Here is a 19421-nt window from a genome sequence, read left to right on the forward strand (position 1 = left end):
AAGTATTTGTGCCTTTTTACCTAGAAGCCAAGCTTGGGAACATGATAGGAAAGCGGAGGGTGAGTTTTCTTCCATTCATGGAAAAACTTTTCACCCTCAGCCTTTTGCTCGGCAGTTAGTTCGTCTTCAAAGGTGTCAAACATACTGCTGGTTTTAGCTTTGCCTAGGGCGTCGCGCCTAAAAAGTAATAGTCCATAAGCTATGGACTTATCAGGTTGATAACCAAGATTTGTATATCTTTTTGTCAGCTGTCTATGAATGCTTTCTAGTCTTAATACGCAATTGTCGTGGCTAGTTAATAGGCATTTCTCTAGCCACTCTTTGGACTCGTTGAATTTACCGTCTCTATCTAGTCTCGATGAAAGAAGTGACATAGCCTTGGGGTTACCCTCCTCTGCTGACTTCCTGAGATAGAGTTCGGCCTCAGGTGTTAATGTTGTCTTCCCTGTTCCCTGTTCCATGGTGTCACTCAGCATTAAGTCCGCTAGGAAATACCCTGCTTCATGATTGCCTGCGTCGGCCGCTTTTTTTAGCCAGTCCCTATTGCCGGTCAAGTAATACAAAGCATGCATCGCGATATTGTTTCCGCTGTCGGCTTGTTCTTGGGCTAGGGTTTTGGCTATTTTTTTCCAATACGTACGATCTTTCTTGCAGTTTTCTTGCAAGGTCTCACAAAGGTCATCGCTGTCCGAAAGCCGTATCATTGCAAATAGATCATTCTGCTCGGCTGCGGCTGTATACCAATGCTGTGATTCTTCGGTCATATAGCGATTGGAAAGCCTTAGCGCTTCGGCTAGATAGTATTGGGCTTCGCTATTGCCTGCCTCTGCCGCTATTTTTAGATGTTTTTGTGAGTCAATCCAGTTGTGCTGGTTATATAGATCAAACCCCGATTTAAATTCTTGGTCTTTGGGCGCTGCATGCACTGCAAAGCTAAGAAGGGCTATCAGTTGGAGAACTATTATTCTGTATGGCATTGTCACCTCAATAATTGGTAAGTATTTTGAAAGAGGATTGTAAATGCATGGTTAATGCGGTTTTTACTTGTATGAATTTTGTTTGGCTGATTTCTGTTGCGTCATTTTCAGTGAGCCTTTGCATAAATCTATCTAGATGGGCTAGATTGTTTTTAGTGTTTCGAAGTTTGTCATCAGTGTGGCTTGCATCAATACTCATCCGCTCAAGCGCTTTTTGAAAAAGTATTTGCGCTGGGTTTGGATCTAGCTCGCTAAAGCGCTTTCCGCTAGCATTACCGGCTGTCCATTCCAAGCAGCGAGCGATGGCGATTTGCTGGAAGTCACTTGCTTGCTGGGCTGAATACTTATCCGGTTTTGCTTGCTCATCGTTTTGTATAACGAACTCACAAGGTTCACTGCTCAATGTATAAAGCAATGGCCCCAGCGTTTCTGGTGGCATACCTAGGAACCACTTCCCTAGGGCCTCTTGCTTAATATCGTTGACTAGGGTGTAGGCGATTTGCCCAGCGCGTTTACTAGGGTTGCCGACCACTTCATCAATCAGTGAGTCGAGTTTGGTTAACAATAACGCACTAAATTCGGAGACGTTGGCCAGGGTGAGGGTGCCGAACAAGGTTATTTTGCTGAGGTAGGTGAAGGCGTTTTCATCGATCCAGTCGATGCGGCGGAAGTTGTTACGCATCAGCACACGGCGATACAGCATCAGCAGTTGTTTAATGCCTTGATAGTCGAGCTCGAAGCTATAGGCACCTTTGGCACCCGGGCCGAAGAACACTGAGGCCTTAATGCTGAACATCAGCTTGCCGCCAATAAGCCCCACTCGGAAGTCGAACTCACGGCCAATACCGACACCTAAGGAGCCCTCTGCCATAAAGGCGCTAAGTGTTTGCCAGCTGGCTTCTTTCTTGTCTTCCAAGTTTGGACTGAGGATTAACGCATCCATTGGCGGTTTCCAGTGCAGGCCACCTTTGATGGTGCAACCGACCTGCGCGCCGGCAAACAGTTTGAGACTGGCGGCTTGCCCTTGGCGCTGGGCGAAATCCACCCCGCTGATGCTAGGGCGACCATTGTTATCAACCTCTAATACGACCTCGCGGGCGAGCATCAGGCTGACCCCGGCAAAACCCCAGGCGACCACGCTATAGCTCAGGTAGAAATGCCCGATGGGTTGGCTGGCTTCGGTGCCCTCTGGTGTGTTGAAGCGCAACGTGATGGCAGAGGCTTCTGCTTTTTTAGGTATTTCGATGTTCACCAAGTCGACTTCACCGCGGCCAATATCGACGGTCATGCCGAGGGCCGCGGATGCCAGGGTGCGCTCCTTGAGAATCTTCGGGGAGTCGTCGGGGCCGGATGCCTCTGCGGTGGTGGTGGTTTCCATCCACTCCGTGCGGGTGGTCAGAGCATCCAGTTCGGCGGCGGGTATTACTTGGGGAGATGCCGTGCGGACAACCGCGTTAACGTTGACTTCGCTGGCATCCATCCCTAACAGGCGGACAAACTGGGCTTGATAGGAGGTGTCGAACAGCCGCAATTGTTGCCGGGTCGAGTCCTCGAAAATCATTTGTAAGAGCTTCTTGCCCCAGGGTTCTGCCTGGCTTTCCAGGCTTTTTACCTGCCAGCCACTTTCTTGCAGGTAGTTAAAGAAATCATCGGCGATAAACAGGCCGTTCTTGTCGAACCATCTTGGGTCTTGTTCTTCAAGAGGGATCGCGCCCTGGCGTTCAAGAAACGCAGAAAAGATGGCGTCTGGGTCGGCTCGATAGAGTGAGGCGAAGCGTGCGGTGCGTGCGTGATCCTTTTTCAGGGTCGCGGCCAGTTCAGGGTCACTTTTGTTGGCCAGGTCATACAGGCTGAGGTGGGCCAGTGGACGCGTTACTGAGGCAAGAGAGAACTCGCGCAGGGGGATGTCGTCATTACAGACACTGTCCTGATGGCGCATTTCGTAGCTGTGGGTGTCCCACAGCAACTGACGCGTTGGCCGCATGCGCTGCATGTTGGCGTCCGCCTGCTGGCGTAGCCGGTCGAGAATGGGTTGTAGCTCGGCAATTTTTGCCCGCTGTTTACTTAATAGTTCGGAGGGGGGCGGTGAGTAGCCACCTGTGGCTTTGACGAATTTATCGAAGCGTTCTTCGGCGTCGTTGATGGCCTCTTGCTTCTTCTTGTAGGCCTCAAGGTAATCCTTGTATTCCTTCAGGCCGCTGGCCATATCGCTATTGCTACACAGGGCGAACTCTGGTGTCGCGATACCTAGGTTCGCAAGGGCGATGATGGGCTCGATATAGCCACCTAGGCGGTAGTCAACGAGGTAGTCGTAGCGCGCGCGAAACTCTTCCAGCGCCTGGCAATCCAGTGCGCCGCTCTGGCACGACTCAATCACCTTGCGGTAGGCGTTGAGTACGTCCCAGACAGGCTGATATTCATTGGTGAGGCGGTTGTATTCGGTGAAGTCGATACCCCTGACTTTCGCCATAAAGCTGTTGTAGGCCTGCAAGGCTTCGCGCACTTGAACTTCACGCAGGCCGTACATTTTTTCGTTTTCGATATGAAAACCGATGCCCTTGGCAATGCCGTAGCCTTTGCTGCGCAGCTGGCTTCGTTGGAGGTGCAGCTTGCGCAGACGTTCACGACGATCGCGTAGGGCGCTGTGTAGTTCGGCGCGCGCGTCTCTGAGTTCTGCCAGGTAAGGCTTCTGGGCATTAATGCCGCGTTGGCTCAGGACTTTTTGCTCGGCCGCATCATAACGCTGCAATACGTGCGGTTCATCGGCGGCGATCTGTTCTTTTAGGCTGCGTATTTCTTCTTCGATGGCGTCATAGCGCTGCTGGTCTTCTGGGCTGAGGAATACATACGCATCGATTGGGATAAAAGGTTCGTGCAGACCATGCTGGGCGAGAGCTTGGTTGCGTGCATCGCGATCCTTCAGCACGGCTGAGGCACTCAGCTCGTTGGAGCACTCGATCAGTAGCGTTTGCAAGCGTTCAGGTAGCAACCAGAATTTGCGTTGGCCGGTGACATAGGCGATATCAGCAAAGGCTTTCGGCGAGCATGCTGGGGCTGCGTCGTCGGAGAACACACTTTGGTCGGCCGTTATTCCGCGGGCGATCTGCGGCAAGGGAATTGGGTTGGCTTTGCAGCTGTTCGCTGGGGAAGTGGACGTTCCTGTCATGTCAGCGTTTCCAATTTTTCGAGTTTCTGGAGTAGGGGCAGGTCACTGCGCAGAATCGACATAGTTGTGTCTTGCTCCTGCAGCGGCTGTTTATTCAGCAGCAGTAGCAAGCGTTGTAAGTGCCTAGCCTCATCGACTCCGTGAGTGCTCAGCAGTTGCAGGTTATCGATAACTCTGCGGATTTCCGCTTGGCTAAGCGGGTTTGCAAATGCTGTTGTGTGGTGTGACAACCAATAGAGCCAACGGACTTCCTGGTGTAGCTGCAGTTCATAGCTCCCCAGCGTCAGTTGTTGAGTGGTGGCAGCTTGCGTTGTTTGTGGGCGTTGCCATTGCAGCCAAGAGTTCTCTGAACCGATAAGCGTGTTGCCGGGTGTAAACACGCGACTCCATGGGCCGAAGAGATCTGCTTGGTTATTTTCGTCAAACGATAAAGCCAGTGCGCTCCACAGCCGAGGGTCGTAAAACCGGCAGAGGCTTTCGCCGTGGGTCGTGCTGTTTACAGTCAGCAGCGATTGCGCATGACTGAAGGCATCCTCTGCCGTTTGGTTGGACTGGATGGCTATGCCAGACAGTCGGTCATGGCAAAGCTGAGCGGCCAGACTCTCGGCCTGGCTATTGGCTTGGGCCGAAATCCAGACAGGGCTGCTATCGATTAAGGCCGCATAATCGCTGCTCTGGAAGAGCATGCGAGTTTCGATAGCGCCTTCTGCCTGATAGAGCTTTTCCAGCGCCTGGGGGTGGAGCACCCGATCTAGGATGAAGTACACCTGACCCTCTGCGTGCCACTCTTCAGGTGTGGACTGGGGCAGGTCTTCAAGCGTTGTTAGCCACGTATGCATGGGCAATCCTTACGGCTACAGGCGCCGTTACTTTGCTTGCCACAACGTGAAATGAGCGGCTGATTGCGGTGGGTACTGAGGGTAAAGGCCCCTGGGGCTATCGGTTGCAGTAGCTCCCCAGCTTTATCCGCATCCGCCGCCCCCGGAATAACCGGCAGCACAATGCCGATCCCAGTCCCCACGCTCGGTGCACCACCAGAGTTCATTTTGATCGTCGCGCCGCTGAGCGTGACGCCGCCCGGATCAAGCTTGAGAAAGCTGCCACCGCCCGATGCAGTGAGTTCCATGCCGGCGTCGATGACCACTTTGTTGCCGGCGTAGTAGTGGATTTCGTTGCCGGCCTCGACGAACTGGCCGACGCCGACTTTCACATGTTGTTTCTGCCCGACCGTGAGGTGGTCGTTGCTGCGGGTTTCCACTTTGCGGTCGGCGTGGGTGGTGCGGTGTTCTTCGGCGAGAAACTGGCTGTAGCTGTTGGCTTCGACCGTGTCGTGGCGTTCGTGGCCGATGCGGATTTTCTGGTCGTGCTCGATGTTTTCGTCCCAGTCGCGCTGGGCGTGCAGGTAGATCTGTTCGGCGCCTTTTTTGTCTTCGATGCGCAGCTCGTTGTAGCCGCCACCGCCTGGGCTGCTCAGGGTTTTGAACAGGCTGCGGGTTTTGTTCGCTGGCAGCGCGTAGGGCACGACGTGGGCGGCGTGGTACAGGCAACCGGTGACCAGCGGCTGGTCGGGATCACCTTCGAGGAAGGTCACCAGCACTTCCATGCCGATGCGCGGGATGGCGATAGCGCCGTAGCCATCGCCGGCCCAGCTGGAGGAAACGCGCAACCAGCAGCTGGTCTTATCGTCTGCCTGGCCTTCGCGGTCCCAGTGAAATTGCACTTTGACCCGGCCGTACTGATCGCAGTGGATCTCTTCACCCGCTGGCCCGGTGACCACGGCCGTCTGGCTGCCGAGCACCTTGGGTTTCGGGTGCTTCAGTGCTGGGCGATGCAGCACATCCCAGGGTGTGGCGCTAAAGCGGTTGCGGTAACCCTGCTGAAAGCCGTCACTGACCTGGGTGTGGCTGGTGACGGACTCTTCCAGCACCTGCGGCTGTTTGCCTTCATGGCTGATTTCCGTCAGCAGCCAGAGCTGGTTCCAGTCATCACGCGGATGCGCGCTGAGGTTGAGGAAGTGGCCGCTGACCAGCAGTGGCTGATCGCTTTCACCGCTGGCCAGTTCATAGTCGCTGCGGTGGCGTTCCAGGTGGCGTTTGGCCAGGTGTTTGCCGCGCTCGCGTTCGACAAAACTACCGGGGTAGTCGTAGTCCTCGAGGTCGGGTTGGAACTCGCTGTTGAAGGCCGCTTCCATCAGCAGCTTGGGCTTTTCGAAGTTGTAGTCGCGGCGGGTTACGCGGTTGCTGCGGGTTTCCAGGCGCAGGGCGAAGCGCTTGATCACTGGCTCGTCGGCAACCAGGCCGCTGTCCTGCTGGTACGCGGTGGGCGCCAGCTTGGGGAACACCGTCTGATCATCGCCGAAGACCAGCACATGGCCTTGTTCGCTGTGCTGGAAGTGGTAGTGAATGCCTTCTTCCTCGCACAGGCGCTGAATAAAGTGCAGGTCGCTTTCGTCGTACTGCACGCAGTATTCGCGCGTCGGGTAGACGCTGGGGCCGAACTGAAATTTGTAGGCATTGCTCTGAATGCCGTGCTCTTCGAGCACCTGGCTGATGATTTTTTCCACGCTCAGGTGCTGGAAAATCCGCTGATTGAAGCGGTGCGCCAGGTACGCCAGTTGCGGGCGCAGGGTGATGTGGTAACGGGTCATGCGCTTGCCGGAATCACCCTGGGCGACGCGGTAGACCAGGCCATGTACTCCTCCGCCGTCTTGGGTAAAGGCAAGAAATGCCGGTTGGTGCAGCAGGCTTTCCAGATCGAGATCGGGGCGCTCGCTGATCAGCTCCAACTCGAACACGAACGGCTGGCTGATGGCTTCACGGCCGGTAAATTCCAACACCTGCAGATCGTGGCTGAGGCCATCAATCGCCAGGGTAAAGCGGTTAGGCGCCAGGCTTGTGGCAAGGTTGGCGGCGTTGCCAGTCAAGGCGCGAACGACTGCAGAGGCTGATACCGCACTGCTTCTGGAGTTGGAGGCGACCGCTGCAACCGATGTTGGCGGCGTCACGGCCGGAGCAATATGCGTTTCGGGCTTGGGATGAAAGAGAAAATTACGGCAAAACACACAGTGGATTTCGTCGTACTGCAGGCCGTTCTTGCTCAATTCATTGAAAACATCGCTCAGGGCAATGGTGCTGTTCTGCAGTAGCAGGGTTGGGGTTTTGCGGTTGCGCACGGTGAGGATGTCGACCCCTTCGAGCTTGGCACCATAGGCAATGCTCGAGTACTGGTCGTCGCTATATTTGGAAACCAAATAGTTGCGGGTGGTCGTACCCGGCCCCTTGCGCTCGTGCACCTCAACTTCGCCGCGCATCACATTGCCCAGCCCAGGGTCTTGCAGGGTCTTGCCATCCGGTCCATAGAACACCAGCGAGCTGTTAGCGGGCACGGACAGGTGCATGCCTGGCACATAGGCACCGTGGCTGGTGATGATCAATTTCTTGCTCGGTTGTCCTGGCGCTTTTTGGAACAGGTAGAAGTGTTCGCCAAGCGCAGTTGCATTCGCTGGAGTAGGTTTCACGCGAAGACTCCTACATGGCCACGTTGCGGCTGGACAAGCACAGCGCTGGCGGGATTGACGTAACTCTGATTGGCGGCGTTGAACATGCTCTTCTCCTTAAGCCTTACACGTCAGCCGGGCTGATATTCAGCCGCTGCATGCGATACAGCAGGGTGCGGCGCGGCAGGCCGAGTTCGCAGGCGGCGCTGGTCTGGTTGCCACGGTTCTTGCGCAGGCAGTCGAGCAGCAGGCTGCGTTCGACGCGCTCCATGCGCTCGCGCAGGTTCATGCCTGGGTCATCGTTGCTGCCGGCCTGGCGCAGGTCGAAATGTTCCGGCAGCAGCTCGCCGCCTTCGCACAGCAGCACGGCACGTTCGACCAGGCCTTTCAGCTCGCGCACATTGCCCGGGAAGGGGTAGCGGGCCAGGTGATCGAGGGTGCTATCGGCCCAGCGGCATGGGTTGCGCTGCAGAAAGCTGCTGGCCTTGTCGGCGAAATAGCGCGCCAGGGTGAGGATGTCCTGATCGCGTTCACGCAGGGCCGGCAGTTCGATGGGGAACTGCGCCAAGCGATAGAACAGGTCTTCGCGGAAACGGCCTTCTTCCACCAGGTTGCGCAGGTTGTGGTGGGTGGCGGCGACGATGCGTACATCGACCTTGTGCGTGGCGGTGGAGCCCAGCGGGCGCACTTCGCCTTCCTGCAAGACGCGCAGCAGTTTGGCTTGCAGGCTCAGCGGCATATCACCGATTTCATCGAGAAACAGCGTGCCGCCATTGGCTGCATCGAACAGGCCCTGATGATCGCGGTCGGCGCCGCTGAAGGCGCCTTTGCGGTAGCCGAACAGTTCGCTTTCCAGCAGGTTTTCCGGCAGCGAGGCGCAGTTCTGCACGACAAAGGCCTTGCTGCGGCGGAAACCACAATCGTGGATGGCACGGGCCACCAGCTCCTTGCCGGTGCCGGTTTCGCCCGCTAGCAAAACGCTGACCGGGTTGTGCAGCACTTTGCTGATCAGCTGGTAAACGCTGCGCATTGCCGGGCTGTCGCCAATCAGGCCATAGCCGCTGGAGCAGGGCGTGCTGACCACGGCAACCGGTTGCTCGCTGCGCGGTGAACGCAGGCGCTGCAGCAAATGCAGTTGGGCGACAACAAAGCTGCCCAGGTGGCCGAGTGAGTCGGCAAAACCCTGCAGCTCCCGCGCGCGCTGGCTGGCAATCAGCAGCAGGCCGGTGACGCCTTTCTGCTCATCCAGCATCGGCTGGCACAGCAGGCTGCGCCAGGGCTGTTGCGCCTCGGGGAGGAAGCCGGTCTGGTGCAGGCTGCTGTCCAGTTCATTGAGGCTGAGCGTCTGGTTCTGGCACAGGCAGTACTGCAGCAGCTGTTCACCGTCGTAGTCGCTGGATAGGCTGGCGTCCGCGCGTGGCTGCAGCAGGCCGTCCTGCCATTCGGCGGATAGGGTCAGGCGGGTGTGGGTGTCGTCGAGCAGGTACAGCTGGCTAAGTTCGCTGCCCGACAGCTGCGCGGCGCTTTCCACCAGGCCGCCGAGCAGGGCGTCGCTATTGGCCGCGCGCGCCAGCGTGGCGAAGCGTTGCAACAGCGCTTCGGCATAGCGCAGCGGCTGCGGCACCTGGCTGAACATCAGCGACACGTTAAGCGAACTCACAGACCACCGTCCCTTCGCCGTCCAGGGTGGCGTGTACGCGTTGCAGGCTTTCGCCGCTGGCCATGGCGTCGAGCAGGCGGTCGACCACCAGCGGTTGCAGGTGCTGGTCGATCAGGTGATCGATCAGGCGCGCGCCGCTGTCGCTGTGGCTGCAACGTTCGGCGAGGTTCTCCAGCAGCGCCGGGCAATGGCTGAACTGCAGCTGACGGCGCTGTAGGCGCTCACCGAAACGCGCGAGTTTGAGGCCGACCAGCTCGTTGAGCACCTCGCCATTGATCGGGTAGTACGGCACCACACGCATACGGCCGAGCAGCGCCGGTTTGAAGTGCTGAGTCAGAGTCGGGCGAATCGCCTGTTCCAGGGCTTCCGCATCCGGGCGCTGGCCGCCCTGGCAGAGGCTGGCGATACGCTCGCTGGCGAGGTTGCTGGTCATCAGGATCAGCGTATTGCGGAAGTTGATCTCGCGCCCTTCGCCGTCGTTGGCCACGCCCTTGTCGAAGATTTGATAGAAGACGTTCATCACGTCTGGATCGGCTTTTTCTACTTCATCGAGCAGCACCACCGAGTAGGGCTTCTGCCGCACGGCTTCGGTGAGCATGCCGCCTTCGCCATAGCCGACGTAGCCGGGCGGTGCGCCGATCAGGCGGGAAACGCTGTGCTTCTCCTGGAATTCGGACATGTTGATGGTGGTGAGGAAGCGCTCACCGCCGTACAGCAGATCCGCCAGGGCCAGTGCGGTTTCGGTTTTACCGACGCCGCTGGGGCCGACCAGCAGAAACACGCCGACCGGCGCATCGGCGCGATTGAGGCCAGCGGCGGTGGCGCGCATCGAGCGGTCCAGCGCGGCGATGGCTTGCTGCTGGCCACGTACGCGCAGGCCTAGGTCGTGGGCGAATGTCAGCACCTTGCTGTTGTGTTCGCGGGCCAGCTGGCTCAGCGGCACGCCGGTCCAGTGACTGATCACTTCAGCCACCAGGCGCGGGCAGACTTCGAAACTGACCAGGCGCTCATTCACCTGAGCGCTGGCCAGCTCGGCTTGCACGGCGCGTAGTTCGCCTTCCAGTTGCTCCAGCTGTACGGCCTGGCCGTCACTGTTCTCGGCTTCGGTAGGGTTTTGGCGCAGGCTGGCGCACTGCTTGCGCAATTCCAGCAGACGTTCGGCCAGCTCGCGCTGCACCGCCCAACGGGTTTCGATCTGCTCCAGCTCGGCGCGGGCCTGGCCCAGGCGTGCTTCGAGTTGTTCGAGGATTTCGCTGTCGATTTTCAGGCCGGCTTGCATATCCCGGCCCATGGCCTCGCTCTGCCGTTCACCTTCGGCGATCTCGCCACGCAGGCGCTCTAGCGCTTCTGGCGCAGCGGCCAGGCTGATGCGCACGCGGGCGCAGGCGGTGTCGAGGACATCGACGGCTTTGTCCGGCAGCTGGCGGCCCGCCAGGTAGCGTGCGGATAGCTCGGCAGCAGCGACCACGGCGTCGTCACGCAGGTAGATGCCGTGGCTTTTTTCGTAAACAGGCGCCAGGCCGCGCAGGATGGTTACGGCTTCATCGACGGTTGGCTCATGCAGCTGCACCGGCTGGAAGCGGCGGGCCAGGGCCGGGTCCTTCTCGAAGTACTTCTTGTATTCGCTCCAGGTGGTGGCGGCGATGGTGCGCAGCTCGCCACGCGCCAGGGCGGGTTTGAGCAGGTTGGCCGCGTCGCCGCTGCCGGCCTGGCCACCGGCACCGATCAGGGTATGGGCTTCATCGATAAACAGGATGATCGGCTTGGGCGAACCCTTCACTTCATCAATCACGCCCTGCAGGCGGCGTTCGAATTCACCTTTGACACTGGCGCCGGCTTGCAGCAGGCCGAGGTCCAGGCATAGCAGTTCGACACCCTTGAGTGCGGCCGGCACTTCACCGGCGGCGATGCGCAGGGCCAGGCCTTCGACGATGGCGGTTTTGCCGACACCGGCTTCGCCGACCACGATCGGGTTGCTTTTACGCCGGCGGGCGAGGATGTCGATCATCTGGCGGATCGCGCCATCGCGGCACAGCACCGGGTCGAGCTTGCCGTCACGGGCTTGCTGGGTGAAGTTGTGGGTGAAGCGCGAGAGGTTCGATTCGCCACCGGCTGCAGGTTTGCCAGCGGCGGTTTGCGGCTGCTGGGCCATGGCGAATTCGCGCAGGCGCTCGGCATTCAGCTTGGCCAGCAGTGGTTGATAGTGGCTGCCGGCGTAGCGCATCGGATTGCGCAGCAGGGCGAGGATCAGCGCGGCTTCATCAATCTGGCTCTGGCCGAGCTCCAGGCTGGCGACCAGCAGAGCGTCCTGCAGCCATTGCACCAGTTCGGTGGCAAATACCGGGTTGCGTGATTCGCTATGTTCGCCACGCGGTTGTAGGGCGCGGGCCAGCTCGCCGGCGTCCACTTCGGCATCCTGCAGGGCGCGGGGCAGCAAGCCTTCCGGGCGCTCAAGCAGGCCGAGCAGCAGGTCTTCCACGAGAATCTTGCTGCCACCGCGGACTACGCAGCGCTCGGCGGCGCATTCCAGGTCATGTTTGCTGGCAGCGTCGAGGGCTTGAACCAGTTGCTGTAAATCGACGTTGATCATTTCCATCTTCCTTAATGAGCTTTGCTGCCGAGGGTGACCAGGCCGTCTGCGTTTTCACGCCCCAGCCAGGTGGTCCAGCCCAGCAGGCAGGGGTTGTCCGCGCCGAGGCGCAATTCGCGTATTTCGTCCTGGCGCAGTTCCAGGCGGATGTCGTAATCCAGCGGGTCGCGCAGGGTGAAGCGCACCAGCGCGCAGAGCGGTTGATAGCCGCTGCCGATGGGCAGAAATTCGTGGAAGCGATCCCAGTTCAGCTGGCGTACATGGATGCGGAACTTGCCGCCGCGGTCACGCACGAACTCGCCGAGCACCAGGCTTTCACCCAGCTGGCTGTTGGCCAGACCGAGGCGGTTGCGCTGCTCGCCGAGGATTTCCACCTGACGCTCCAGGCACTGCTCGATATGCAGGTCGGCGTGCTTGAAGTAGTAGCGCAGCACCGACTCGATCAGCGCCGCCGAGTGGGCGCGCAGGCTGAGCAGGCCGAGGTAGGGCAGCAGGCGTTTCCAGTTCAGCTCGGAGGCGCTGCGAATGGTTTCGCCGCCCAGGCCGATCAGGGCAAACAGGTGCGCGGAGAACGGGTCGACCGCGCCGCTCTGGAAGCGTGTGTGGTAGCGGTATTTCTGCCAGGTGGGCAGCAGCAGACGCTGCAGGCGGTTGTTGAACAGGTCGAGGAAGTCCCGGGTCGGGTTGCCATCTTCGCTGTCGCCCAGCGCCTGCTCGCCATAGAACGCCGGCAGCGGCGAGCCGGCACCGAACAGGCTGACCAGGTTGATGCGCAGGCGTGCACGCAGTTCGCCGTGCTCTTCGAAGAATTGCACGCGATCAATATCGCTACCGGGGAACCCCATGCTCGGGTTGGCCTGCAGTTCCAGTCGCTGATACAGCGCCTCCTCATCCAGTTCAGGATGGGCGGCGTGCAAGCGTTCCAGCACCAGCTGCACACCCTGAAACAGGCTGTACTCGCGGATGCCCCGGCTAAGCCGGTTTAGAGCAGGGGCTGTAGCCCCATGCGCGGCGTCCATTGGTACACCTCTCCCTGTGTGCTCTGTACGCGCAGCTCGTGGTACGAGTTCAAGCTGGCATACAGGGCGAAAAATTCATTGAGTACGCTGGCGAAGAGGAACAGGTCACCCTCGCCGACATAACCCTCGGGGTTGATCGTCAATTGCGTGCGTACACCGCGCACCGGCAGGCCACGATGCAGGCGGTCGACGTGCTGGTGGCTGATGCTTTTCAGGCCGTCGAGCAGGCGCTTGCTGACCTTCTCAGCGTGCTGGTCGTAGTAGCGCGGCAGGTCGTAGGTTTCGAGGATCACCTTGAGCGCGTCGACGTTGGCCAGCGACAGGTAGTTCAGCGACATATTGCTGATCAGCTTCCAGAGGAAGTCGCGGTGCAGCGGCGGCGCGTAGCTCGGCGTAACCGCGCTGATATTGCGGAAGGTGAGGAACTCCGGGGTGTCCTCGCAGGGCATGCAGATATCACCGAGACCCAGCTGCCGTGGCAGGTTCTGGTTGGTGCAGGTCAGTTCGATGGACAGCGTTTCGTGCTGATCGAGGTTGCGCAGGCCGAAACTCAGGTAGGTTTCCAGGCCGTCGCCGAGCAGCGAAGGTTGCTGACGCACGCTGTAGTGCGGGCGGGCCAGCGGCACATCGAAGCTGGCGTCGTGCTCGAAGGATTCAAACGGCACGTATTCTTCGTAACCCTTGCCGCCGGGCTTCCAGCCGGTGACGCGATCCACCGAAAACACCCCGCAATGCTCGGAGTCGAGCTCCGAGGGCAGCAGCAGGTACTGGTCCTGTTTGCCGTCCAGGCGAATCGGGATGGCGTCATGGGCGAACAGGTTGACCACCGGCGTGCAGTACAGGCGCACGTTATCCAGGGTCGGGCGGATACGTTGCACGCCGGCCTTGTGGATATCGAAACGCAGCTCGATGCCGCGCGCCTGCTTGAGCACGTCTTCGGGCACGCGCTTGAGCACATCCAGGCCGAGCAGGTCGACAAACAGGAACTTGTCCTGGAAGGCGAAGTATTCCTGCAGGTAGCGGTACCCGCGGAAAGTGTTCAGCGGGTAGGGAATCAGCGCCTGATCTTCGGCAAAACCCACCGGCTGAACGCTGCTGGCCGGCAGCTGCAGCGGTATCAATGGACGCTCATCAGGCCCTTGCAGCGGCTTGCCAGCCGCATTCAGCAGCACCAGCTGCACGCCGCCGAGGTGGCGCAACAGGCTCAGGTACAGCAACTGGCTGATATAACGCTCGCCGGACAGGTGCAGGCGCAACTGCTTGAGGTCGAGATCGCCCAGATGACCATCGGCACTCATCGCCAGGCGCAGGCTGAGCAGCGCACCGTCACCCTTTACCGAGTAGTCCAGGCCATTCAGCGCCAGTGGCAGCACCTCGGTGGCAAAGGCGGTGCGAAAGCGGCAGGTCACGCCCTGGATCGGCTTGGATTCCACCGGCGTATGGCGTGGCACCAGCAAGGCACCGCCCGGGCGCTTGAGCGGGTCGAACTGCAACATGCTGAATGCCGGCAGCGGGCGCATATAGTTCGGCCACAGCAGATGCATCAGCGAGTGAGTCAGCTCCGGTAGCTCGTCATCGAGCTTCTGCCGCAGACGACCGGTAAGAAAGGCGAAGCCTTCCAGCAGTCGCTCGACATCCGGGTCGCGCCCGCTCTGCCCAAGAAACGGCGCCAACGCCGGGCTGCGCTCGGCAAAGCGCTTGCCGAGTTGGCGCAGGGCGGTGAGTTCGCTCTGGTAGTAGTGGTTAAAAGACATTCAGCAGTTCGTCCTTGTGGCTGTGTCGGCTCAGCCGCCAATCAGCACGGTGCCGGAACCGGCGATCACCGGATTGCCATGGCTGCCCACGGTGCCGAGCACGGTGGCGGGCTTGTTGTTGATCAGCACGGTGGGAATGACCGCGCTGGCCAGGGCGCTGCCGCAGCCGGTGGGGTCGCCCATGCGGGCGGCGGGCAGGCTGTCGAACAGCACGTCGGGGGAGCCGGCGACAATCGGGTTGGTGCCGTGGCCGGGAATCGGGCAGGCGGTTGGGTCGCTGACGCGGGCTGCGGGTTTACCGGACATGGGCTCTCCTTAATTGACCTTGACCTGTCCGCTGCCATCCAGGCGCGCGGAGAAACTGACTTGGCGTTTAAAGCCGTCCACTTCCAGCAGGCCTTCGATGGCAAAGGCCAGGCTTAGCGGGTTGTTGTCGCGGGGCAGGGAAATCACCCGCACGTCGCTTAAACGCGGTTCGTACGCTTCGATAAAGCGTTCGATGGCGATACGCGCCTGCTGCAGCGAATCGTGCAGCGACAGGCGCATATCGTTGAGATCGGGCAACCCGTAGTCGGGCAGCGTTTGCACGCTGCCCGCCCGGGTGCTGAGCATTTTCGCCAGGTGGGTAGCCACCGACGCCATGGCGGCGACCTCGCGGCTCCAGCCAGCGCGCTGGCTGGCTTCACCGCCGAGGCGTTCGAATAGGCTTCCGTAACCTGACATAAGGATGCTTATTCCTTGTCCAGCTTGCCGACGAGCGACAGGGTGAAATCGGCACCCATGTACTTGAAGTGCGGGCGCACGTTGAGGCTGACGCGGTACCAGCCCGGCTCACCATCAACATCACTGACGATCACCTGAGCGGCGCGCAGCGGACGGCGGCTACGCACTTCGGAGCTCGGGTTTTCCTGGTCGGCAACGAACTGGCGGATCCACTTGTTGAGTTCCAGCTCCAGGTCGGTGCGCTCTTTCCAGGCGCCGATCTGCTCGCGCTGCAGCACTTTCAGGTAGTGGGCCAGACGGTTGATGATGAACATGTACGGCAGCTGGGTGCCGAGCTTGTAGTTCAGTTCAGCGGTCTTGCCTTCTTCGCTGATGCCGAAGAACTTTGGCTTCTGCGCCGAGTTGGCGGAGAAGAACGCGGCGTTGTCGCTGCCTTTGCGCATGGTCAGGGCGATAAAGCCTTCTTCGGCCAGCTCGTATTCACGACGGTCGGAGACCAGCACTTCGGTCGGGATCTTGGTTTCGATTTCGCCCATGCTTTCGAAGTGGTGCAGCGGCAGGTCTTCTACCGCGCCACCGCTCTGCGGGCCGATGATGTTCGGGCACCAGCGGAACTTGGCGAAGCTGTCGGTCAGCTTGGAAGCAAAGGTGTAGGCGGTGTTGCCCCACAGGTAATGCTCGTGGCTGTTGGCGACGTTCTCTTTGTAGACGAAGGTCTTCACCGGGTTGTCTTCCGGATCGTACGGGTTGCGCAGCAGGAAGCGCGGTACGGTCAGGCCGACATAGCGAGCATCTTCCTGCTCGCGGAAGCTCTGCCATTTGGCGAATTGTGGGCCTTCGAAGTGATCTTTCAGATCCTTCAGGTCCGGCAGGCCGGTGAAGCTTTCCAGGCCGAAGAATTTCGGACCGGCAGCGGCGATAAACGGCGCGTGGGACATGCTGGCGACACTGGCAACGTATTGCAGGGTCTTGACGTCCGGTGCGCTCGGGTCGAAGAAGTAGTTGGCGATCAGCGCGCCGACCGGCTGGCCACCGAACTGGCCGTATTCGGCGGTGTAGATGTGCTTGTACAGGCCGGACTGGGTGATTTCCGGGCTGTCTTCGAAGTCATCGAGCAGATCCTGCTTGGAGGCGTTGATGATCTCCAGCTTGATGTTTTCGCGGAAGTTGGTGCGATCCACCAGCAGCTTGAGGCCGCGCCAGGAGGATTCCAGCGCCTGGAATTCAGCGTTGTGGAGGATTTCGTCCATCTGCCGGCTGAGCTTGGCGTCGATCTCCGCGATCATGCGATCGACCATGGCCTTTTTCACGGGCTCATTTTCGTTCTGCGGCTTCAGCAACTCTTCGATAAAGGCCGACACGCCACGCTTGGCGATGTCATAGGCCTCGTCGTCCGGAGTCAGTTTGGTCTCGGCAATGATGCGGTCGAGGATGCCGAGGTCGGCGGCGCTGCGACCGCTTTCTACTGCTGCACTAGTGCTCATGAATTAGCTTCCTTGTTAATTGAATCAGGAGTCCAGCTTGCCTTGGGCAGCCAGGCCGAGTTCGCCGAGTACGCGGTCACGCGAGTCGTCGTCAGCCAGCACGCTTTCGATTGCCTTGCGGAAGGCCGGGGCGTTGCCCAGTGGACCTTTCAGAGCAACCAGGGCGTCGCGCAGTTCCATTAGTTTTTTCAGCTCAGGGACCTGATCGACCACATTGGCCGGGTTGAAGTCCTTCATCGAGTTGATGCGCAGCTGCACCGCCATGTCGTCGCCTTCGGCGTCGTCTTGCAGGCGATTAGGCACGGCGAAGGTCAGGTTGAGTTCCTGCTTGGCCAGCACTTCGTCGAAGCTGTTTTTGTCGATGCTGATCGGCTTGCGGTCTTCGATCTTGCGATCGTCGGCGCGTTGGGTGAAGTCACCCAGAACCATCAGTTTCAGTGGCAGTTCGATCTCTTCCTGAGCACCGCCGGTGGCGGGTTTGAAAGTGACGTTGATGCGTTCCTTGGGGGCTACCGAGCCTTCTTTGGCCATGGTCATTCTCCGTTACGGTTATGGCCCGAGGGCCTAGTCCAGTACCACTTCAAGATCGAGGTGGCACAACCTGCGGTAGATCTCTTCCTTGCTTTCACGTACCGCGTGGTTCTGCGGCAACAGCTCACAACAGCTGTGCAGCATGCGCAGTACGTCCAGGGCGAGATCGGGTTCCCAGTCGCCGAGGCCGGTGGCCTGTAGCGTCTGGTCGAGCGATTCGAGTTGGGTTTTGGCCAGTTCGTATTTCTTTGCGCTGTAGCACAGGCGCGCCAGGGTCAGCTGCCAGAAGAAGCGTTCGCGGCCGCCGCGCGCCTTGGCCAGGCCAAGCTTGAGTTGCTGCACGGCGGATTTCAGGCCGTCCTTGCGCAGCTTGGGCAGGGTTTCCTGCAGGGCAATATCCCAGGCCGGCAGTGCGTTGCCGTCGTTGGCTACGGGGGTGTTGTCGCTGACCGGGGCCTGCACATGCGGCATCACGTGGGAGCTGAGCCAGGCGCGGGTCTGTGCATCGGCGAAGGCGCTGCCGTCGTGGAAGCGCAGTTCTTCCAGGCCGCTCATGCGCTGCATAAACAGTGCGAGCTGGATTTCTACTTCACGCATCGCCTGCTCGGCGTCCAGCTCATGCAGGCACTGCCAGACCAGATGCTGGCCGTCGAGCCAGAACGGCGCGCGGGCGATGCTGGCTTCCAGGTCGACCAGCAGATCGGCGTATTGGCCGTTTTGGTAGCGCTCCTGATAGCTGGCCAGCTTGTCCGCCGGCAGACCGCGCAGCGCGGTGATCTGTTCGGCATTGCGTTCCGGCAGGCTGTCGATGGGTAGCCAGAGCAGGGTGCGCGCCAGGCGCAGGGCGCGCAGGTCGCTGGCTTTCTGCTTGAGCCAATAAGCGCAGAGCGGGCGGGCCTGGTCTTGCAGGCTACGCAGGCTCTTGTGCGCTTCCTTTTCGCTTTCCACCGGCGCACCGGGGGTGAGCATCTGGCTGGCAGCCTGCTTGACCTGGGCAATCGCCGCGCCGACCGAGCCGGGCTCTGGCTGACCCTGGCTGGCGCGCTTGACCAGCTCATCCAGGCGTCGGCACAGCGGCAGCAGCAGTGGCGCATCTTCACCCAGATGTTCGGCCAGGCAGGCTTCCAGGGCGCGCAGTTGTTCGGCCAGACTGCGGAACAGCGCCAGCTGCTCGCCAATCGGTACGTGCTCGGCCAGCGCCTGCTCCAGGCGTGGAATCAGCCAGCTGATGGCGGCGGCGCGGGTGCGCGGTTTGCGGGGGTGCAGCTCGACCCAGTGATTGAGGCACAGGTAGTGCAACAGGCTGAAACCGGCTTGCAGGCCGGGGAAGGATTCGCGCTGGTAAAGCCCCCAGATCAGCCAGGCGGCGACGCGCAAATCCTTGGAGTGGCCGCTAAGCAGTATCTCGCTGTTTTCGCGGACTTTTTGCCAGTCAATCGCCGCCGTTTCGTGCAGCGCCGTGGCCTTGCCCAGCTCATTTTCGAGAACTTCGTATTCGCTGGAATAACGCACGTCATTACCGGCAAAGTTCCCTTCATTAATAGGAAGTTTGGCCAGCTCTAAATAATGAGCAGTGAGTTTGTTTGAATAGGTCATTCCATGACTCGATTATCGCTGCGGGTAACTTCGAAGAAGCAGGTGTGCTTCCGAATACCATCTTGCCGCGCTGTGGGTGCGCAAGAAGTTGCGCACTTAAATGTGCAACAAGTTGCGCACGTCCTAGTGAGGTGGGCATCCTAGCCCCATGAAGAGTGTCGGACAACCGTTGAAAGTGTGAAATATGTAACAGTGAGCGATATTCGACGATTAATAACTGGAACGATAGTTCCTAAAAATTGTGAGTATTTCGTCACAATAAGACGGGTCTGAAAAGTTATGTAGGGATATGGCTCTATATATGTAAGTAATTGCTTACTAGCAAATTAGTGGCACGTCACAAAAGTTGTCTGGTTGCTGCAAGTTAGTGTGATGCAGTGCAGGTTTTGCCGGATTGATCTGTGACGGCTGCGCTGCGGCCGAGC

General features: G+C 59.5%; 13 protein-coding genes and 1 pseudogene. All 14 read right to left on the minus strand.

All coding sequences use genetic code 11. The features are described 5' to 3' along the window. Positions 1–20: 20 nt before the first annotated feature. The gene (locus P3C18_RS01750; protein WP_275960172.1) at positions 21–977 is read right to left on the minus strand and encodes a hypothetical protein; all 957 of its coding nucleotides are present in this window, start codon (positions 975–977) and stop codon (positions 21–23) included. A 7-nt stretch (positions 978–984) separates the two neighbouring features. Beyond that, a complete protein-coding gene (locus P3C18_RS01755) occupies positions 985–4143 on the minus strand; it encodes a hypothetical protein (RefSeq protein WP_275960173.1) in 3159 nt (1052 codons plus the stop codon). Then, positions 4140–4982, minus strand: a complete 843-nt coding sequence (locus P3C18_RS01760) for a DUF4123 domain-containing protein (RefSeq protein ID WP_275960174.1) — start codon at positions 4980–4982, stop codon at positions 4140–4142. Before P3C18_RS01760 ends, P3C18_RS01755 begins: the two co-directional genes overlap by 4 nt. Next, complete coding sequence (locus P3C18_RS01765; RefSeq protein WP_275961558.1) at positions 4967–7033, minus strand: type VI secretion system tip protein VgrG; 2067 nt, start codon at positions 7031–7033, stop codon at positions 4967–4969. The genes P3C18_RS01760 and P3C18_RS01765 overlap by 16 nt, the downstream gene beginning before the upstream one ends. 168 nt (positions 7034–7201) lie before the next feature. Next, a pseudogene (locus tag P3C18_RS20640) lies at positions 7202–7660 on the minus strand (putative adhesin); the annotation flags it as partial. 103 nt (positions 7661–7763) lie between these two features. Further along, positions 7764–9275, minus strand: coding sequence for a sigma 54-interacting transcriptional regulator (locus P3C18_RS01770; protein ID WP_275961559.1), 1512 nt, complete (start codon positions 9273–9275; stop codon positions 7764–7766). A gap of 10 nt (positions 9276–9285) precedes the next feature. Continuing rightward, positions 9286–11895, minus strand: coding sequence for a type VI secretion system ATPase TssH (gene tssH, locus P3C18_RS01775; protein WP_275960175.1), 2610 nt, complete (start codon positions 11893–11895; stop codon positions 9286–9288). 5 nt (positions 11896–11900) lie between these two features. Further along, a complete protein-coding gene (tssG, locus tag P3C18_RS01780; RefSeq protein WP_275960176.1) occupies positions 11901–12908 on the minus strand; it encodes a type VI secretion system baseplate subunit TssG in 1008 nt (335 codons plus the stop codon). Further along, on the minus strand, positions 12872–14662 hold the full coding sequence (gene tssF / locus P3C18_RS01785; protein WP_275960177.1) for a type VI secretion system baseplate subunit TssF: 1791 nt from the start codon (positions 14660–14662) through the stop codon (positions 12872–12874). Before tssF ends, tssG begins: the two co-directional genes overlap by 37 nt. A gap of 30 nt (positions 14663–14692) precedes the next feature. Next, positions 14693–14968, minus strand: coding sequence for a PAAR domain-containing protein (locus P3C18_RS01790; protein WP_275960178.1), 276 nt, complete (start codon positions 14966–14968; stop codon positions 14693–14695). Positions 14969–14977: 9 nt separating this feature from the next. After that, positions 14978–15385: a type VI secretion system baseplate subunit TssE gene (gene tssE / locus P3C18_RS01795; protein ID WP_269379562.1), complete on the minus strand. Its 408-nt coding sequence runs from the start codon at positions 15383–15385 to the stop codon at positions 14978–14980. Positions 15386–15393: 8 nt separating this feature from the next. After that, a complete protein-coding gene (gene tssC / locus P3C18_RS01800) occupies positions 15394–16869 on the minus strand; it encodes a type VI secretion system contractile sheath large subunit (RefSeq protein ID WP_108489172.1) in 1476 nt (491 codons plus the stop codon). Between the two features lie 24 nt (positions 16870–16893). Continuing rightward, positions 16894–17400: a type VI secretion system contractile sheath small subunit gene (gene tssB, locus P3C18_RS01805; protein ID WP_090379617.1), complete on the minus strand. Its 507-nt coding sequence runs from the start codon at positions 17398–17400 to the stop codon at positions 16894–16896. Positions 17401–17433: 33 nt separating this feature from the next. After that, a complete protein-coding gene (gene tssA, locus P3C18_RS01810; protein WP_275960179.1) occupies positions 17434–18996 on the minus strand; it encodes a type VI secretion system protein TssA in 1563 nt (520 codons plus the stop codon). Positions 18997–19421 lie beyond the last annotated feature (425 nt).

The sequence above is a fragment of the Pseudomonas sp. 1928-m genome (genome assembly GCF_029269135.1).
GTDB lineage: Bacteria > Pseudomonadota > Gammaproteobacteria > Pseudomonadales > Pseudomonadaceae > Aquipseudomonas.

Bases quoted from the DNA above. Each gene is read 5' to 3' on its own strand.
- P3C18_RS01750 (WP_275960172.1), bottom strand. From the start codon at position 977: ATGCCATACAGAATAATAGTTCTCCAACTGATAGCCCTTCTTAGCTTT.
- P3C18_RS01755 (WP_275960173.1), bottom strand. From the start codon at position 4,143: ATGACAGGAACGTCCACTTCCCCAGCGAACAGCTGCAAAGCCAACCCA.
- P3C18_RS01760 (WP_275960174.1), bottom strand. From the start codon at position 4,982: ATGCATACGTGGCTAACAACGCTTGAAGACCTGCCCCAGTCCACACCT.
- P3C18_RS01770 (WP_275961559.1), bottom strand. From the start codon at position 9,275: ATGTTCAGCCAGGTGCCGCAGCCGCTGCGCTATGCCGAAGCGCTGTTG.
- tssH (WP_275960175.1), bottom strand. From the start codon at position 11,895: ATGGAAATGATCAACGTCGATTTACAGCAACTGGTTCAAGCCCTCGAC.
- tssG (WP_275960176.1), bottom strand. From the start codon at position 12,908: ATGGACGCCGCGCATGGGGCTACAGCCCCTGCTCTAAACCGGCTTAGC.
- tssF (WP_275960177.1), bottom strand. From the start codon at position 14,662: ATGTCTTTTAACCACTACTACCAGAGCGAACTCACCGCCCTGCGCCAA.
- P3C18_RS01790 (WP_275960178.1), bottom strand. From the start codon at position 14,968: ATGTCCGGTAAACCCGCAGCCCGCGTCAGCGACCCAACCGCCTGCCCG.
- tssE (WP_269379562.1), bottom strand. From the start codon at position 15,385: ATGTCAGGTTACGGAAGCCTATTCGAACGCCTCGGCGGTGAAGCCAGC.
- tssC (WP_108489172.1), bottom strand. From the start codon at position 16,869: ATGAGCACTAGTGCAGCAGTAGAAAGCGGTCGCAGCGCCGCCGACCTC.
- tssB (WP_090379617.1), bottom strand. From the start codon at position 17,400: ATGGCCAAAGAAGGCTCGGTAGCCCCCAAGGAACGCATCAACGTCACT.
- tssA (WP_275960179.1), bottom strand. From the start codon at position 18,996: ATGACCTATTCAAACAAACTCACTGCTCATTATTTAGAGCTGGCCAAA.